The sequence below is a fragment of the Enterococcus sp. AZ071 genome, from assembly GCF_050499065.1.
Taxonomy (GTDB): Bacteria; Bacillota; Bacilli; order Lactobacillales; family Enterococcaceae; genus Enterococcus_A; species Enterococcus_A ferrettii.
Genome location: NZ_JBIPAS010000002.1, coordinates 629,637 through 646,420 on the forward strand (window position 1 = coordinate 629,637; position 16,784 = coordinate 646,420).

Sequence of the window (16,784 nt, forward strand, 5' to 3'; positions counted from 1 at the left end):
ATCTACTGAATTACGATTATAAATTTTTCCTGCGGGCAGAGCCTACGAACAAATTAGAAATGCGGTCGCCTATCAAAAGTTAAATGTGGTTATTGCCGCTACCCATGCTGGAATTACTGTTGGTGAAGATGGCGGGTCTCATCAAGCAATTGAAGATTTGGCATTGATGCGGGTGATTCCTGGGATGACGATTTTAAACCCTGCGGATGATTTGGAAACAGAAGCAGCGATTGATGCTATTTTGGCTCAAAATGGACCGGTTTATCTACGATTGGGTCGGCTGGCCGTACAACGAGTTCACCAGACCAAACCTGTTTTCGATATCGGGAAAGGGGAAACCTTGACGGAGGGGGCAGACGGAACGATTATAGCAACCGGACTGATGGTACAAGAAGCTCTAGAAGCTGCAAAAATTTTAGAAAAACAAAGAATTAAAGTACGAGTATTAAACTTCTCAACTATCAAACCTTTAGACGAAGAATTAGTTTTGCAAGCTGCTAGGGAAACGCCATGGATTATTACAGCAGAAGAGCACAGTATTATTGGCGGGTTAGGTAGTGCAGTGGCAGAATTTCTGGCTGAGTACCATCCAGCCAATGTCGTAAAAATTGGAGTGAAAGACTGTTTTGGTCAATCCGGGGATCCCAAGCTGCTAAAAGAGCATTATGGCTTAACTGCAGAAAACTTGGTAAATAGAGTGGTTCAATTAAATAAATAAGAATAAGCGGACCATTCGAGAAAATGGTTCGCTTATTTCTGTTGGCTATTTTTCCACACTTTCCCAAAACTCTCAACAGGTGGTATACTAAAAGAAAAAAAAGAAGGTCTTATTATGGCATTTTTTAAAGAAATTGGTGAAGCAGTTGGAGCCGTGCGCGGTGGGATAATCAGTGGCGTAACGAATATTGCAGCGGAACTAACGGATAGTGATGATCTAAGAGAAATTAGTAAAGATGTTTTTGAGCGGAACAAAGCAGTAGGTAAAGTAGTCGGTCAAACATTGGATGGGGTGGCTAATACTGCAGTAGGTACGATTGGTAAACAAAGAATTCGTCGAGATGATGGACTGGAAGATTTAGGTGAAGTGGTTGAACAAACCAAGGACGGTGTAGTCCGAACGATTAACTTTACTACACAACAGGTTGGAGAAGTATTAGATGGCGTAAAAATCAACGACAGTAAAAAGGTTGTTTCCAGTGCTAAAAAACTGGCTAAAGAATCGGTAGTCGGTTTGTTAACATTCAAGAAGTTTTAAAGGAGGCTGATTTCAGTCTCTTTTTTTCTCTCTACTGTAAGCATATCAGTTAAGCAACATCGAAAATCATGCTACCATGAAGAAAACTGAGACTAGAGGAAAAAACGATGAAAAAAGGATTGGCACTATTTACGTTGAGTTTTTTGCTGGTAATTTTAGGCAGCTGCAGTGATCCGGATTCACTTGAACTAAAAAATGGCACGAGCATTTCGCCAGCAGTTTATACCGATTCCCAGCAAAAACAACAGATAAAAAAATATCCTAAACTATACCAAGCAGTTTATGAAAGCGAGAATCTTGACCAGCCCCGTACGTACATCATTCCTGGCTTAGATCAGACTAAAACTTTAGATATCAATCAACAGGTATCTACCAGTACGGATATGGATCCTCAAGGTGTGGCAGTGGCGGATCGGTACGTCTTTATCAGCGCTTACAGCCATGATCATCGTCATTTTTCGGTAATCTACGTGATGGATCGGCAAACAGGTGGTTACATCAAAACCTTGGTTTTACCAGGGATGCCTCATGCAGGTGGAATTACTTATGATCCAAAAAGCGAAAATCTTTGGGTAACCTCACAGGTTGAATTGGATCATTCGCAAATTTCAGCGATCTCTCTTAAACAAATTGAGAGCTATGATTTTGATGTGAGTCACCGTCCGGTTAAGTACGACCAGAATATTCAGTTTGAAGACTTTTCTGTTACTTCCTATATCACTTATTCTGACCAGAAACTTTACGTAGGAACTTTTAAGCTGAATCGCGAAGGTGAGGTTTCTATTTATCCATTGGATGAGAAGGGGAAGCTTAAGCCTAAGCGCACAGTTGTCGATGATAATCGGGATTATTACACGATGCCTAGTGAGGCTCAAGGAATTACCTTTTATCAGAATGACTTTTTGATCTCAACCTCCTTTGGTTCTAGTGATTCAGAAATCTTGCGGTACCGCAATTCAAAGCATTTAACTCAGGATCTGACTAATGATGAGTATAGAGGGAAAATTAGAATGCCTCCTTACTTGGAACAAATCACTGCTAACGATGGACAACTATATATTCTTTTTGAATCAGCCTCAACCTATTACGATTACACCTCGGCGCCTCGAGTGGATCGAGTATTGGTAGCGGACATAAAAACATTATTGAATTAGAGACGATAATATCCTTCTATGGTGCATGGCGCCACAGAAGGGTGTCATCGCCTCATTTTTTGACAGAAATCGCTAATGCTGAGGATCTTTTACAATTTATCAAGCGTGTAAATAATGTTTCCCGTTTTCTCACTTTCGGTCATTTCTTTGTCTCTATCCTTACCGCTGAAGGCCTCAACTCCATGAATATGGACCGGAACGCGAGCATCCTTTTTAGCTAAAATATTTTCACAGAGGATCAAGTTATTATCTAACAAATGAATCGGTGATTCGAATGTCCCATGATTTCTTAAAATTCGATCATAGCGACCCTCCCACTTCTTTAATTTTTTTAAAGCAGTGTAATGTTCAGCAAGTGATGTGCTTTCGGGAAAACAGATCAAGGTGTTCTCGCCACAAGCATCTCCAAAAATAGCTATTTTTTCTTCTGGTAATAAGAAAACCATCATTCCTTGCGTATGTCCTGGAATAAGTAGAAGTTCAATTGTTACCCCACCTAAATCGAAGATCATTTCTTCTGTTAACTTTTTAAATCCATTGGCTTGTTGTGACAATACTTGATCCGACTGCCATATTTCTGGAAGCGGAGTAGGTGCTTTTTGGATTTCTCGGATACGAAACTGTTGGGTGCAATGATAGCTTTCTAAATTGTTATCTAATGGACTTAGGTAAACTTCCTCAAACTGGCTGCTACCTCCAGCATGATCACAATGACCATGAGACAAAATAACGGTGTAGTCGGTAGTTGATAAATCATCTATGAAACTCTTTAAATCACCACAGCCCAATCCTGTATCTAACAGGGCGCCGCTTGTTTCTCCTTGAATATAATAAGCACATACTTCAAAGGCTGTTCGAATCCGGGTAATTCTTTCAGTTATTTTTTCAGAGGTAAAATACATTATTCCTTCACCAATCCTTCATCAAGTTTGAAAAACAGCATGACAACGAATCCAGAGATCAAACCAGCCGCCACGGTCACACCCAATACAATATAATTGTAAGTGCTGCCGCCCACAAATCCTGCTAAACCATAGATGCCGTTGGATATGTTCAATACATGACCAGTCAAATTTAAAATACCTGCGATCAAACCAGTGATGGCTCCGGCAATGGTTCCAGCAACAAAAGGTGTTTTGTAAGGAACATTCAATCCATACAATAGAGGTTCGCCAACGCCACCTAAAAACCAAGTAACCACGTAACCAAACGTCAAAGTTTTCTTCTCTTTTGATTTAAATTTATAAACGCAAGCCAGTGCCACACCAGTTCCAGCCCATGAAGCTGCTAAAATTCCTGGCATTAAGAAGTTATCGTAGCCTAATGCTGGAAAAGTTGTAAACAGATAGGTAAATAGAACGGGATGCATTCCCGTCATAACGATAAAAGCAAACGTTGCTCCCACGACACAGACGGCTAAAGGTCGTGCGAAGGTATTCAAGGCAATCAAAGCTTCACCTATATAAACCCCTAAAAATCCACCTAGTGGACCAAAAATTATCAGCGTTAAAGGAAGCATTACAAGCAAAGTACCAAAGGGAATCAAAAATACTTTTAGCACATCCGGTGTGTATCGTTTCCAAAACTTCTCAACAAAGCTCATTGCTGCAATCGTCAAGATCATTGGCAAAACAGTACTTGAATAATTCTGCAGCATCGTAGGGATTCCGTAAACAGAAAATGAAACACTATCTTCCGCCATTTGCATAAAATTAGGGTACAGCATCACAGCACCCAGCAGCATTCCAATAGGAATACTGCTCTTTAATTTGCGGGCGGCTGACCAGCCAATAAAAACAGGTAAGAAATAGAAGCCAGCATCTCCAACAAATGTAAACAATTGATAAATATCACTATTTTCTGTGACTAGGCCCAACAATGAGGGGCCCAGTACAACACCAACTGTTTTACATAGCGACGCAACTAAAAGAATCGGAATCAACGGCGTCAAAGAACCTGAAATATAATCCAATACCTGTTCAAAAATTGCTTTTCCATCTTTTTTATGTTTAACCGTTTGTTCTTCCGTTTGTTCCTGACCGGCTGCTGGTAATAATTTTTCAACAACATCATAAAGACTCGCGACATTCGGTCCAATAATTAATTGATATTGACCGCCTTTTCTAGTAACTCCCATCACACCAGCAACGTTTTTTACTTTTCCATCATCTGCTTTTCCATCATCTCTCAGAACAAATCGTAGACGGGTCATGCAATGTGTCACATTGTCGACATTCCCGGTTCCCCCTACTGCGTCAATAATCAGTGGTGCGGCTTCTTGATAGTTCATCTTTTTGTACCTCCATTTATTTTAGTTGATTAAAATAAAAGGTCTAGCCGGCTTTTCCCGTAACCATCCAGTACGAAGTCATTTTCCCTCCTTAATAGTCAAATTATCCGCTGATTTCTTTAGCGGTTGTTAAACGAATGACGTGAATCAGTAAAAACAGGCGCTCTCCTTCGATTTCTTTTTGATATTTTTCAGAGATGACCTGCATAATTTTCGACACACAGACAGACTGATGAGGATATTCCTTCATTAATAGTGCCATCATGTGATCGCTTTTATCGTATTGTAATATTTCTTCTTGAATAATTCGTTGAAGTAAAAAACGTAGATGCAGAACAAAGCGGGCCTTATCAAGCTCGGAGTTTTCGAGAAATACAGTAGTATCCATACATTCTTCAATCACAAGCAAGATTTGATTGATTGTCTCGGTAATCCCAACGGTTTCTTGGATTTCTAAATCCATTTCTGAGTTGACAATGTGTATCGCGATAAAATTGGCCTCATCGTTGGCAACTGGCAAGTCAAAATGCTGCCGGATCATAGCAACCGCCTGGACAGCTAATTGGTATTCTTCTGGATATAGTGCCTGAACATTCCACAAAAGAGTACTGTCGAAGTGAATGCCTAATGCCATTCGTTCTAACAGATTTGAAATATGATCGGTTAATGTGATATAAATTTTGTCACTGATGGTTTTTTCAGTGCCATTTTTTATCACTTCAATAATCTCTTCAGTCAGTTCGATGATATCTTCTGATATATCCATAATGATTTCTTGATATTGGCGAATGGTTTCCGTAGTATCTAACGTAAACACTTTTTCAGTTTTACTTTTATCTGCTTTCTGTCCAGGCTTCTTCCCAAAAGCAATTCCTTTTCCTTTAACAATTATTTCTGCTCCATTGGGGTCCAGACTAATAATCGTATTGTTATTAAGTACTCTTTTTATGATCATTATTCCACCTACTTTATTGTAAGAATAGGGGTTGCACAGTCCACTTCACCTAATGAAGCTTTCTTTTCAATGCTTTTTCCGGCAGTATTTGTGATAATCAGCATCACATCTGTATCATATCCGGCCTCTTTTATACTTGAAAAATCCATGTCAACGAGTAATTCGCCGGCTTTGACCGATTGATTCAACTGAACGTTACTTTGGAAAAAATTACCTTTAAGAGCTACGGTGTCTATTCCTAAATGCAATAACAGTTCAATTCCTTCTGCTGTTTTTAAACCAATGGCATGACCAGTTGGGAATACAGCAGTTACCTCAGCATCTGCTGGAGAGACGATTCGCGGGTCTCGTGGTAAAATAGCCACTCCATCTCCTAACATCTTGGTAGCAAACATTTCATCATCTACCGTTTCAATCTGTTTTAGTTTCCCGATTACCGGACTTAACAAATCCATTTTAATCCCTCTCCTTTTCTAAAAAAATGAACAAAAAAGACCCATTTACACAAAATCTCCACGGATTTTGGTAAACCGGTCATGCTTAGCCGAACTAATAACATTCCTTAATTACACTTTAAAGTTATCATATGTCTTCATTCTTGTAAACCTTTTCTTTTAAAAAAATGAATATTAAACCCCGCTCCGTTTTGTATATATGTAGTAAAAATCGTTAATAAGAACTACATGATGAGTGCGAGTAAACGAAGTAGTTTCAATTCTATTCTTAATGGTTTTCGAGCAGAATTGACATACAGACTGTATGTATGCTAAAGTCAAAGGAAAAATGGAGTGAGGCAGGATGAAGCACAAGGATCACTATAATGATGCCTATGTTGGTGAACTGGCAGGAAAAATAGCGGAGGTTTCCCCAAATTTTGATGCGGCGAATTTTACCAAAGAAATACAGGGACAACTGGAAAACAAAGAACTTTTTGCTCGTTTTGATTTCATTGTAGATGCGATGGATAAATATATGAGTCCTGATTATTTCGAAAATATTCAGATCTTTTATCAGCTGCTGGGCCCGGAATTGGAAAAATCAGAAGGTATGTTTAGCTTTGGCTGGTGGCTGTGGCCGATTGGTCGTTATGTCGAACGCAACGGTAATCAAGATTGGCAGGTGTCGTTGGCTTTTTTAAAGGAGCTAACCAAACGTTTTACCGGAGAGTATGCAGTTCGTCCTTTACTGAAGGAGCATCCTAAGGAAGTCATGGACGAATTGATCCAGTGGACTTTAAATGATAATGTACATGTCAGAAGACTAGCTTGCGAAGGGGTTCGTTTACGTTTGCCATGGTCAGAAAAACTATCGATGGCGCTGGACGAACACGAACGTTACTGCGAAATTTTGACGAATTTAAAGGATGATCCTGAAAAATTTGTGCAAAAAAGTGTTGGTAATAACCTAAATGATCTTTATAAAGACTCTCCTGACAAAGCAGATGCGTTGATTGCCCAATGGCGGCAATCACCTAGCACCAAAGCCCAAGATTGGATTATCAAGCATGGAACTAGAAATCAAAAATAGAAAGGAAATTCTATGAGAAAAGAAGAGGCAACTCGCAAAACAACAGCCTTGCTGACGCAAATCGCGCGTAGGCATTTTACTCAATATGGGTATCATAGTGTTTCACTGGAGAAAATCGCTGAAGAAGGTCAAGTAACTCGTGGTGCAGTGTATCATCATTTCAAAAATAAGCAGGGACTTTTTCTGGCTGTATTGGATCACGTACAGCAGGATGTCGCTGCACAAATCGAAAAAAATGCACGAACCAGTGACGACCCTTGGCAGCAACTAATTCTCGGGTGTATTGGTTTCATTAAAGGAGCCAATGCGCTGGAATGTCGACGAATTTTATTGGTGGATGCTCCTGCAGTGGTTGGTTGGGATGCCTGGCGCAAAGCGGATCAAGAAAACTCAATGAATTCTTTGCAACAGCACTTGATGGATTTAAAGGCACAGAATTATTTAACCGATGAAGTAAATCCAGTATGGGTCACCCATGCCCTTTCAGGGGCACTTAATGAGATGGCTTTGAATTATCCAGCCGCAGTTAATGATGAAAGTGACCAAATGATTGTTCAAACAGTTACTCGATTAGTTGCAGGTTTTAAAAAGATGTAAGAAAGTAAGTTCAGATTATTCCTAATAAATGCCCCTGAGCAAGTAGGTGAAACTAACTGCTCAGGGGCATTCATAATGCATACTTTTTCTAAATCCCTCAAGCTAAAATGATAGCTGCTATAGCCTCAGTGACCAGAAAGTTTATGGACACTTCGAATCGAATAGAGCTTTTTAGGAATATCGGCAGTTACTTCATCAATATTGTCTTGACGAAATCCTCCTTTTGCAATAAAGGTTAAGTTATCCTAACTATAGCATAATAAGTTTTTCAGAGAACCTCATCTTTTTAAGTAAAAGAGACGTCAGCTATAGTAGTCATTCCTTCACAATTTCCGACTCGCCATCCAGCTTTAAGAAAAGATAAACGAGCAACAAAATCGTTAGGGCATTCAACACGGGTCCTAGCCAAAAGGTATTATTCCAAGGTGAATTCCAAAGAAAATGTAAAATGATTGGAGCTAACAGCCACAGGTACGCACGTTGTCCTTTTACATGCTTGATTAAATAGAATACACCTAATGTAAAAATGCCCGTATAAACCCAATGAGAACTGACTGATCCAGAGACACGATTCAATGCTTCAGGAATTACTTCGCGCAGGGATTTTTCTGCGGCGTCCGAAATATAAGCAATATCTTCAATCAGCTGAAAACCTAATCCTACTCCCATTCCAGTAAGCAAGGCTCCTTGCGGCTTTTCAATTTTCAACAAATAAAGAAAACAAAGGGCAAATAAACCCTTGGAAAATTCTTCGACAAACGGTGCAGAAAGTGCATCTGACCACTGCTTCAATAGTGCTGAATGACCAAATAGTGCAGTCAAACCAGAGCCGACTGCCTCATTACCAAAAGTGGCGATCCAGCCGCTGGAAAATCCGCCAAAGAGAATAATAAAGGGAAACAACATCAGGGATATCTCCCAACGCTTCGCTGCCGTATGGAACAAATACAAGAGCGGTAGAACGTAAATAAGCAGAAGTAAAATAGCAGAAAAAACTTGCTGATAGTCATGGGTGGACAAACCCAAATCAGCCATATTGCCAAATTCATAGTCCAGACCCAAAAAAGCAATTACCAGTAAGAAAAACAGAACCAATGCTTTCTTCATAATAGTGACTCTAACCTTCCTTCTTCTTCCAAATTGTAGCATGACTGAAGCTAAATAGTGGATTGAGAAGGCTTGAACTGTGGCTCTTTTTTTAACTTTCTCAAATCAACTAAACTTCTCTGAAAAAGATTGTTCAATTCAAATTTGATGAGTAGTTGTGGAAGGGAAATTACTGCGTGTTGAGGGAGTAATCAACTATAACGGTAGATTAAGAGTTTCGTTTTTTTGTTTTGAAATAGAGAACTCATCTGGTTAAACGTTTTTTAAAAACGAATAAACCAAGGACTATTTTATATGATAAAAATAGAATGACTTTTACAAAAATCAGCAGAGAAACAAAGTATTTTTGAAACGATGTTCTAAGATGGACCCAACAACGTTTTTTGATAAAAAGATAATGATACTATTTAAACAAAGTTAGGAGGAATTTAACATATGAAAATTGTTGTTATAGGTGGAGCTGGACATATCGGTACGTACCTCACACCCAGATTAGCCAAAGCAGGACATGAAGTTATATCTATCAGTCGTGGTATCAATAAACCATATATTGAAGACCCCGCATGGGAGAAGGTGAAACAAGTGAAATTAGATAGAAGTAAGACTGAGGATTTCTCTCAAAAAATTGCAGATTTGAATGCTGATGTGGTTGTTGATTTAATCAACTTTACGCTGAAAGATGTAAAAAGCATGGTAGAAGCATTAAGAGAAACAAACCTTTCCCACTACTTATATTGTTCGTCTATTTGGGCACATGGTAGAGCTGAGCTTGTTCCAGCGGATCCCAACGGTGTGAAACATCCATTAGATGAATATGGTTGCCAGAAATACAAAAGCGAACAGTATTTGAAAAAAGAGTTTCGCACCACAGGCTTCCCTGCCACTGTAATTATGCCAGGACAAATTTCAGGACCAGGCTGGACTTTTATCAATCCGCTAGGAAATGAAGATAGTATGGTGTTTCAAACAATTGCTGAAGGTGGGAAAATCTATCTTCCAAATTTCGGAATGGAAACATTGCATCATGTACATGCTTCAGACGTGGCACAGATGTTTGTAGATGCAGTTAATCATAGGAACCAGGCGGTGGGTGAGAGTTTTCACGCCGTAGCAGAAGAATCACTGACTTTATACGGATATGCAACCTTGATGTACCAGTTCTTTAATCGTGATCCCAAAATCGAATTTTTGTCCTGGGAAAAATGGTGTGAGTATATAGATGATGAGTATCATATTGATAAAACATATTACCATATTGCACGCAGCGGTCACTATAGCATTAAAAATGCTAAGAACCTGATTGGCTATTCGCCAAAATATAAAACAAGTGATGTGGTGGAGGACAGTTTAAAGAGTTACATTGAAAGAGGGATCATTTCAGTTCCCTAATAAAGTATTGGAAGAAATGATTTAAGACGTAATGACAACCGATCATTACGTCTTTTTAAGGTGAACTTTTAATCAAAACTAAACTCAGCCTGATCATCTACTATTTGATTTTGAATTTGTCTATGTTCTGTTCTTCGGGCTAAGTCAATTTTATAATCATAGTTTTCTTGGAAATGAATTGCAAAAAAGTTTGAATAGAGAATATCCAAAATTAACGAAATCGATTCTAGTGAAGAAAAACCACCAATTTTTGAGTAGGAAGTTTCCCGAGTGGAGATCCGGAGAATCACGTCAGCAAATCTTGATAGGCTATTTTCTCCAATGCTTGTAATAGCAATAATAGGTACTTTGTTTTCACGTAATATTTTGCATGTATCTAAAAGTTCTCCAGTTTCTCCTGAATAGGATAGGCAAATTGCACATTCAGCAGAAGTCATCATTGTCGCTTCTTGGTACAAGGCATTGGAGACCATTACTATTTCCGCCCGTTTATTTATATGTTTCAGTTTATGAACAAACTCTTCTCCGAGAAATAAGGTGTTGTATAGTCCGAAAACTTTGACATTATTCGCATCCTCGAGAATTCTTACTGCTTTTCGCAAGGTGTCATGCTTTAAAAGTGAAAGGGTATCATTAGCACTTTCAATTTTTAATTGCGTTATTTTCGCAGCAATAGTCATAGGTGAATCCTTTGAACTGAAGGGCTTGTTTGCATCAAGGTTGCTAAAACTGGACTGTAAATAATGAACCTCTTCTAAAAAGGCTGGTTTGAAATCATTCCACCCATTGAAATTCAATTTCTTTGCTATTCGAATTAAAACAGAAGGAGAGGTATAAGTTTCCCCAGCAATTGATTTAGTGGAATAGGGTTCTATTTGTTCTTGTTTATCTAAAATGAAATCAACGACAATTCGTTCATTTGGGGAAAATCGTCTCTGCTTCATTTTTTCTTGTAAAAGCAATACTAACACCTCCTATTGTTTATTTTAGTAAGAGAAACCTTAGAGTGCAAGAACCAATTTAGTAGTGTCCCAAAAGATTAGGTAGTGTCGACAGCCTCGGGGACACTATTTTTAGCTGTTAACCATTGCTATTAAAGGAAATACGATTAGTTTAATATTGGCACGCTACTTGCTTAATAGTAAAGTGAAGAGAGGTGAAGAAATGTATCATATAGTGATCTCATCCCATGGAAGTTTATCAGATGGCTTTCTTGACACATTAAGATACTTTACAAAGGATCTTGAGCAGGTTCATTCCATAGCACTTAGAGATAAAAGTGTCTATGACTATCAGCAAGAAGTGCACGAGCTGATAGAAAAGCTGGAAGGCGATGTTCTGGTAATGGTAGACTTATTTCAAGGAACACCATTCAAAACATTCTATCTGGAGCTTCAAAAAAAAGAGGAAGCAATCATCTTGTCAAATGTCGGCTTTCCACAAGTACTAAATGCCGTACTTATGCAACAGTCGAAATTGAGTGAAATATTACCGATGATTGAAGAATGCGGGGAATTAACTGTTACTAAGTGCGGAGAAATTGTAAATGTTGCCACAGAAGAGGATGAATAGGGGAGGAAAAAAATGGAACCGAATGTATTGCAAATAGCATTTGTTATCTTTTTTGGTTTTTTTATTAATTTGGATCGTTACGGGCTGCACTTTAATTTATGGCAGCCAGTAGTTGGTGGAACGATTGTTGGGTTGATTTTAGGGGACATGCAAACCGGGATGTATATTGGTGCTAGTCTACAGCTGATGACTTTAGGTGTGAGCCAATTTGGTGGGGCCTCTGTACCTGATTATGCAACGGCTGCAGTAGTAGGAACGTTTATTGCTATTACGACTGGGCAAAGTCGTGAATTGGGTGTTACTTTGGGGATTCCTGTTGCGCTATTAATGGTTCAATTAGATGTTTTAAAAATGACCATCAATATCTTCTTTCAACATGAAGCTGAAAAAGCGGTACAAAATGGCAATTACAAAAAAATCGGTATTAGTCATTGGATTGCCACAGTCTTGACTATGTGTTCTACCGGTGTACCAATTTTACTCTGTGTATTGATGGGACCAACACTCGTTGATTTTATTGTAAATCGGACGCCTGAATGGCTAATTGGGGGATTAACTGTTGCAGGAGGACTACTGCCAGTAATGGGTTTAGGGATCTTACTACGCTATTTGCCAACCAGAGACTACCTTACCCCTTTGATTGTTGGCTTTGTACTAGTTGCTTACTTTGAAATACCTATTATGGGGGTAGCTTTATTAGGTGGAGCTTGGGCGCTCCATGTATTGAAGACATATAATAAAAACAATGGAGAAACTGTTGGTGCAATCACCACAACGTCATACGAAGGAGTGTTCGATGAAGATGAGTAATACGGAAAATAAAACATTTACCAAAGCTAGAACCAAATCTTTAGTTCGCTGGATGTTTACCAGCTGTAATTCATTAAATTATGAAAAGCAATTATCCCTTGCCTATGCTTACTCAATGCTGCCGGTTCTGCAAGAAGTATACAAAGACAAGCCCGAAGATTTGAAAAAATCAATGACGGCACACTTGCAGTTCTTCAACTGCACCCCTTGGGTATGTCCGTATATTTTGGGCTTGAATGTTGGAATTGAAGAAAATGAAGGAGCCAAATCATTAGAAACAGTGACTTCTTTGAAAACAGCGTTAATGGGACCTCTATCGGCACTGGGAGATACTGTGATGATTACAATTCCTTGGACAATTTTTGGAGCGATTGCTTCATACATGGCTTTAGAGGGCAATGTTTTTGGAATTATTCTATGGCTGATCGTCAGCTTAGTTTTGCTAGGTCTGAGCTTTCCATTTTTCAAAGCTGGATTAATTTCAGGGATGTCCTTGATTGATTCACTTAATGAAAAAATGGCCAGCATTACAGCTGCTGTTTCTACGATTGGGTTGATGGTTGTAGGAGCATTAATACCTTCAGTCGTCAAAGCGAATGTTGCTTTTCAATATAAAATGGGCGATGTAACGCTGAAAATACAGGATCTTTTGGATCAGATTATGCCGAATTTGGTTCCTGCTTTGCTGGCTGTTTTTGTCTACTATTTATTAGGGAAAAATAAAATGACTCCAGTCAAGGTAATTGGAATTCTATTAGTATTTTCTATCCTTTGTTATGTATTAGGTATTTTAAAATAGGAGGGTAAATGAATGAAAGGGATTAAACATATTCGTATTGATGATCGATTGATCCATGGACAGGTCGCGGGACTGTGGACAAATAATTTGAAAGCAAATCGAATCATGGTCATCAACGATCCGATTGCAGCCGACGAGGTTCAGAAGAACTTATTGAGAATGGTTGCACCGCCAACGGTAAGAACTTCAATCATTGCTAGAGATACTGCAGTAGCAAATATTTCAAATGGAAAATACCACGGACAAAACGTTTTCATAGTGGTAAAGTCGCCAGAGGATGTTCTCTATTTGTTAAACAACGGATTAGACATTAAAGAAGTAAATTTGGGCAATATCTCTTCAAGAGAAAATACTGAAAAGATTAAAGCAGGAATTAATGTTACTGCCTCGGAACGCGCAGCACTTAAAGAGCTTTTAGCAAAAGGAGTCAGAATCACCACTATTCGTACACCTTCTGACCCAGTAGTAGAATTGACCGTCAGCGAATTATAGGAAGAGAGGAGATGGAAGGTTGTTTCTCATTGATCAACTCGATCAATAGAAAATCGTTCGTCTCCTTTTGACTTTTTGCAGACTATTTGGATAAAAACTCTCGAAATTCAGGAAAAGCCTTTATCGAGAAAAATTTTCAAAATCAGAATAAAGCAGAGCAAAAAGATTTTTTTTAAAAGCAGACACTGAGATAACTAAAAAACTATTTAACTATAATATAAAAGCCTTTATGATAGAAATAACTATCCTTATTGGAGGTCAGTTATGGATACAAAACAAAATAAGATTATCAGGTATATCAGAGACACCCAGGAAAAGGCGGAATTTTACACGGCATCATGCATTTCTACAGCACTGAATATAAGCCGCAACAATGCCAGTCACCATTTGAATCGTTTGGTTGAAGAAGGGGTCTTAACGAAAATAAATACTCGTCCGACCAAATTTGTTTATAAAGAAAATCAAGAAAGCAGTCAAGCCTTTGAGGGCTTTATTGGCTATGATTCCTCCTTAAAAAACAGCATTCAAAAGTGTAAAGCGGCGGTTAATTACCCAAAGGGACTGCCATTGATGCTGCGAGGAGAAAGTGGGACAGGAAAAAGTTATCTAGCCAGCTTGATCTTTCAGTATGCGAAAGACAATGGTGTGATTCCTCCTCAAGCACCACTTGTAGTTTTAAATTGTGCTGACTATGCAAATAATCCGGAATTGCTGTCATCAGTTTTATTCGGACATATTAAAGGAGCCTTCACTGGTGCAGAAACCGATAAAAAAGGATTAATCGATGAGGCGCAAGGCGGCTTTCTCTTTTTGGATGAGGTTCACAATTTAAGTGCTGAAAATCAGGAAAAGCTCTTTCTTTTAATAGATTCACAAAAGTTTAGGCGTTTAGGAGATAACGACAATTGGCAGTCGTCAGATGTACGACTAATTATGGCTACTACAGAAGAAATAACTTCTAGTTTATTGACCACCTTTAGACGAAGAATTCCTCTGACTATCACGTTGCCAAAGTTTACCGATCGACCATTGATAGAACGCCACGAACTAGTTTTAGCCTTATTTCAATCAGAAGTCAAAAAAGTAAAGAAAACCATCCAAGTTTCCTATGAAATAATCGAAGGGCTTGAAAAAAGCCAGTATGAAGGCAACGTTGGGGAATTAAAAAATGAAATCAAAGTAATGGTAGCCAAGCATTACTCCCAAACGACCATCGTTATTAATAAAAAAGGTTCTTCTGATCAAAGGTATCAATTATTTTCAACCGAAACAGCAAGTAAGGGACAAGCAAAGAAAAGCAGCAGCTTGTTAGAATTGGCAGATACCTCAGCGATAAAAAACTTTCAGGGATTGCTGAATTCGGTCGAAAATTTAGTTTTTAATATTCACTGTTGTATTAAACAAGAATACGGCAGCTATCAAATTTTCATCGAGAATGAATTTGAAGAAAGCCAGGTTGAGTATGATAGAGATTTGGTGAAAAAGCTATTTAACCAACGAGGGATACCATTAGAACAAATGGAGCTCGACAAATTTATAGAGCTGTTGCATTTTTTCCAACATTTTGATTATGTTTACCCACTTTCAATTGAGCTTAATACCAAAGAACGAATGCAGCTACACAAATACCTTCGATTAGCAAAAACAGTGGTTTCAGAATTATTGGTTTATACCGAAAAGGCTGATCAATTGGTTTTATTTTTCACGGCCTTCTTTTACAAGAAAAAAATCATCACATCGATAATACCAGCCGTAATTGCAATGCACGGATTCAACAATGCAACAAGCATGGCAGCAATGGCCAATCAATTGGTGAATGATTATATCTATGATGGCTTCGATTTGCCGCTAGAATTATCAAGCACTCAGCTGATTGAAGAAATTGTTCAATATATCAAGCAAATCGATACGAAAAATGGCTTGGTTGTTTTTGTAGATATGGGATCTTTAGAAGAAATGTATGTAAAAATCACCCCTTTTGTCGAAGGAGATTTACTTGTGTTAAACAATGTTTCATCGGCAGCCGCGCTAGATATTGCCCTTCAACTGAAGGCGAAGGTTCCCATGAATGAGATTGTGAAGGTAGATACGACGAAATACACCGTTGAAAAACGATACTTTGAGGGGCTGTCTCAAAAAAATAATATTTTAGTGACCTGCTTATCTGGAGAAGGAATTGCGATCAAGGTGAAAGAAATTCTTAGCCATTATTTTGATCATGAAAAAATTGAGATTTTGACTATGGATTACAAAAACGTTCAGCAGCAATTTAAGCGGGAGGATTTAACCATTTTTAAAAATACGATTGCCATTTTTACAACCCCTAGTATGAATGAACAGCGGGTCCCCGTGGTCAACATTGAAGAAATTGTAAATGGACGAGAAACATTGGAACGATTTGCTTTATTTATTGCTGAAGAAAAACGGAAAGACTGTATCAATGAAATTGTTAAATTATTTACGATCGAAGGGGCAACGGCTAGATTAACCTTTTTAAATCCCGAAATGGTCGTTAACGAAATCGAGGAAGCCATTATTGCTTACGAAGAATTTTACGATATTGAGATTCAAAGCTTCATAAGAATCAACCTATTCCTGCATCTGTCATCTATGATTGAACGGATTTTACGGCATGATGAGATCGATGAGGAGCTATCCCCAGATGTTCTTTCGCAAAAAGAGAAATTTGACGATTTCTTAGGTTTTTCAAAGCTTGTTTTCTCAAAAATCCGTCAAAAGTACAATATCCAAATTCCCAAGAGTGAATTTGGAATGGTTTTCCAATTAATCAATGAGTTGATTTCTAAAAAGAAATAAAGGTGGTCACTAGTCATCAC

17 protein-coding genes are annotated in these 16,784 nt (G+C 38.4%); 11 read left to right on the forward strand and 6 right to left on the reverse strand.

Annotated elements, in window-relative coordinates:
• The first annotated feature begins 22 nt into the window (after nt 1–22).
• The 3 genes from IGI49_RS21560 (at nt 23) to IGI49_RS21570 (ending at nt 2,409) form a co-directional block, all read left to right on the forward strand.
• Nucleotides 23–718 (forward strand): transketolase family protein, encoded by a 696-nt coding sequence (locus IGI49_RS21560; RefSeq protein ID WP_429966081.1) that lies wholly within the window; start codon nt 23–25, stop codon nt 716–718.
• Between the two features lie 114 nt (nt 719–832).
• The gene (locus IGI49_RS21565) at nt 833–1,255 is read left to right on the forward strand and encodes a hypothetical protein (protein WP_207702940.1); all 423 of its coding nucleotides are present in this window, start codon (nt 833–835) and stop codon (nt 1,253–1,255) included.
• Between the two features lie 107 nt (nt 1,256–1,362).
• Nucleotides 1,363–2,409, forward strand: coding sequence for a YncE family protein (locus IGI49_RS21570; protein WP_429965545.1), 1,047 nt, complete (start codon nt 1,363–1,365; stop codon nt 2,407–2,409).
• 89 nt (nt 2,410–2,498) lie between these two features.
• On the opposite strand, the gene IGI49_RS21575 is transcribed toward IGI49_RS21570, so the two are convergent.
• The 4 genes from IGI49_RS21575 to IGI49_RS21590 form a co-directional block, all read right to left on the reverse strand.
• Complete coding sequence (locus IGI49_RS21575) at nt 2,499–3,311, reverse strand: MBL fold metallo-hydrolase (protein ID WP_429965544.1); 813 nt, start codon at nt 3,309–3,311, stop codon at nt 2,499–2,501.
• Nucleotides 3,311–4,699, reverse strand: a complete 1,389-nt coding sequence (locus IGI49_RS21580) for a PTS transporter subunit EIIC (protein ID WP_429965542.1) — start codon at nt 4,697–4,699, stop codon at nt 3,311–3,313. The genes IGI49_RS21575 and IGI49_RS21580 overlap by 1 nt, the downstream gene beginning before the upstream one ends.
• 103 nt (nt 4,700–4,802) lie before the next feature.
• Complete coding sequence (locus IGI49_RS21585) at nt 4,803–5,654, reverse strand: PRD domain-containing protein (RefSeq protein ID WP_429965541.1); 852 nt, start codon at nt 5,652–5,654, stop codon at nt 4,803–4,805.
• A gap of 8 nt (nt 5,655–5,662) precedes the next feature.
• Nucleotides 5,663–6,109 (reverse strand): PTS sugar transporter subunit IIA, encoded by a 447-nt coding sequence (locus IGI49_RS21590; protein ID WP_429965540.1) that lies wholly within the window; start codon nt 6,107–6,109, stop codon nt 5,663–5,665.
• A gap of 343 nt (nt 6,110–6,452) precedes the next feature.
• On the opposite strand from IGI49_RS21590, the gene IGI49_RS21595 reads away from it, so the two are divergent.
• Nucleotides 6,453–7,181, forward strand: a complete 729-nt coding sequence (locus IGI49_RS21595; RefSeq protein ID WP_429965539.1) for a DNA alkylation repair protein — start codon at nt 6,453–6,455, stop codon at nt 7,179–7,181.
• Between the two features lie 12 nt (nt 7,182–7,193).
• Nucleotides 7,194–7,778: a TetR/AcrR family transcriptional regulator gene (locus IGI49_RS21600; RefSeq protein ID WP_429965538.1), complete on the forward strand. Its 585-nt coding sequence runs from the start codon at nt 7,194–7,196 to the stop codon at nt 7,776–7,778.
• Nucleotides 7,779–8,093: 315 nt separating this feature from the next.
• Here the strand turns inward: IGI49_RS21600 and IGI49_RS21605 are convergent, their stop codons facing one another.
• On the reverse strand, nt 8,094–8,885 hold the full coding sequence (locus IGI49_RS21605; protein WP_429965537.1) for a PrsW family glutamic-type intramembrane protease: 792 nt from the start codon (nt 8,883–8,885) through the stop codon (nt 8,094–8,096).
• 435 nt (nt 8,886–9,320) lie between these two features.
• Between IGI49_RS21605 and IGI49_RS21610 the strand changes: the two genes are divergently transcribed.
• Nucleotides 9,321–10,274 carry an NAD-dependent epimerase/dehydratase family protein gene (locus IGI49_RS21610; RefSeq protein ID WP_429965536.1) on the forward strand — a complete coding sequence of 318 codons (954 nt, stop codon included), beginning with the start codon at nt 9,321–9,323 and terminating at the stop codon, nt 10,272–10,274.
• 68 nt (nt 10,275–10,342) lie between these two features.
• Here the strand turns inward: IGI49_RS21610 and IGI49_RS21615 are convergent, their stop codons facing one another.
• Nucleotides 10,343–11,236, reverse strand: coding sequence for a MurR/RpiR family transcriptional regulator (locus IGI49_RS21615; RefSeq protein WP_429969603.1), 894 nt, complete (start codon nt 11,234–11,236; stop codon nt 10,343–10,345).
• Between the two features lie 202 nt (nt 11,237–11,438).
• Here IGI49_RS21615 and IGI49_RS21620 point away from each other — a divergent pair, with 202 nt between their 5' ends.
• From IGI49_RS21620 to IGI49_RS21640, 5 genes are all read left to right on the forward strand, one after another.
• On the forward strand, nt 11,439–11,846 hold the full coding sequence (locus IGI49_RS21620) for a PTS sugar transporter subunit IIA (protein ID WP_429965534.1): 408 nt from the start codon (nt 11,439–11,441) through the stop codon (nt 11,844–11,846).
• A gap of 12 nt (nt 11,847–11,858) precedes the next feature.
• Nucleotides 11,859–12,656, forward strand: coding sequence for a PTS mannose/fructose/sorbose/N-acetylgalactosamine transporter subunit IIC (locus IGI49_RS21625; protein WP_429965533.1), 798 nt, complete (start codon nt 11,859–11,861; stop codon nt 12,654–12,656).
• On the forward strand, nt 12,649–13,455 hold the full coding sequence (locus tag IGI49_RS21630) for a PTS system mannose/fructose/sorbose family transporter subunit IID (RefSeq protein ID WP_034693710.1): 807 nt from the start codon (nt 12,649–12,651) through the stop codon (nt 13,453–13,455). The genes IGI49_RS21625 and IGI49_RS21630 overlap by 8 nt, the downstream gene beginning before the upstream one ends.
• Before the next feature lie 12 nt (nt 13,456–13,467).
• Nucleotides 13,468–13,947: a PTS sugar transporter subunit IIB gene (locus IGI49_RS21635; RefSeq protein ID WP_429965532.1), complete on the forward strand. Its 480-nt coding sequence runs from the start codon at nt 13,468–13,470 to the stop codon at nt 13,945–13,947.
• Between the two features lie 264 nt (nt 13,948–14,211).
• Nucleotides 14,212–16,764: a sigma 54-interacting transcriptional regulator gene (locus tag IGI49_RS21640; RefSeq protein ID WP_429965531.1), complete on the forward strand. Its 2,553-nt coding sequence runs from the start codon at nt 14,212–14,214 to the stop codon at nt 16,762–16,764.
• The last annotated feature ends 20 nt before the right edge of the window (nt 16,765–16,784 follow it).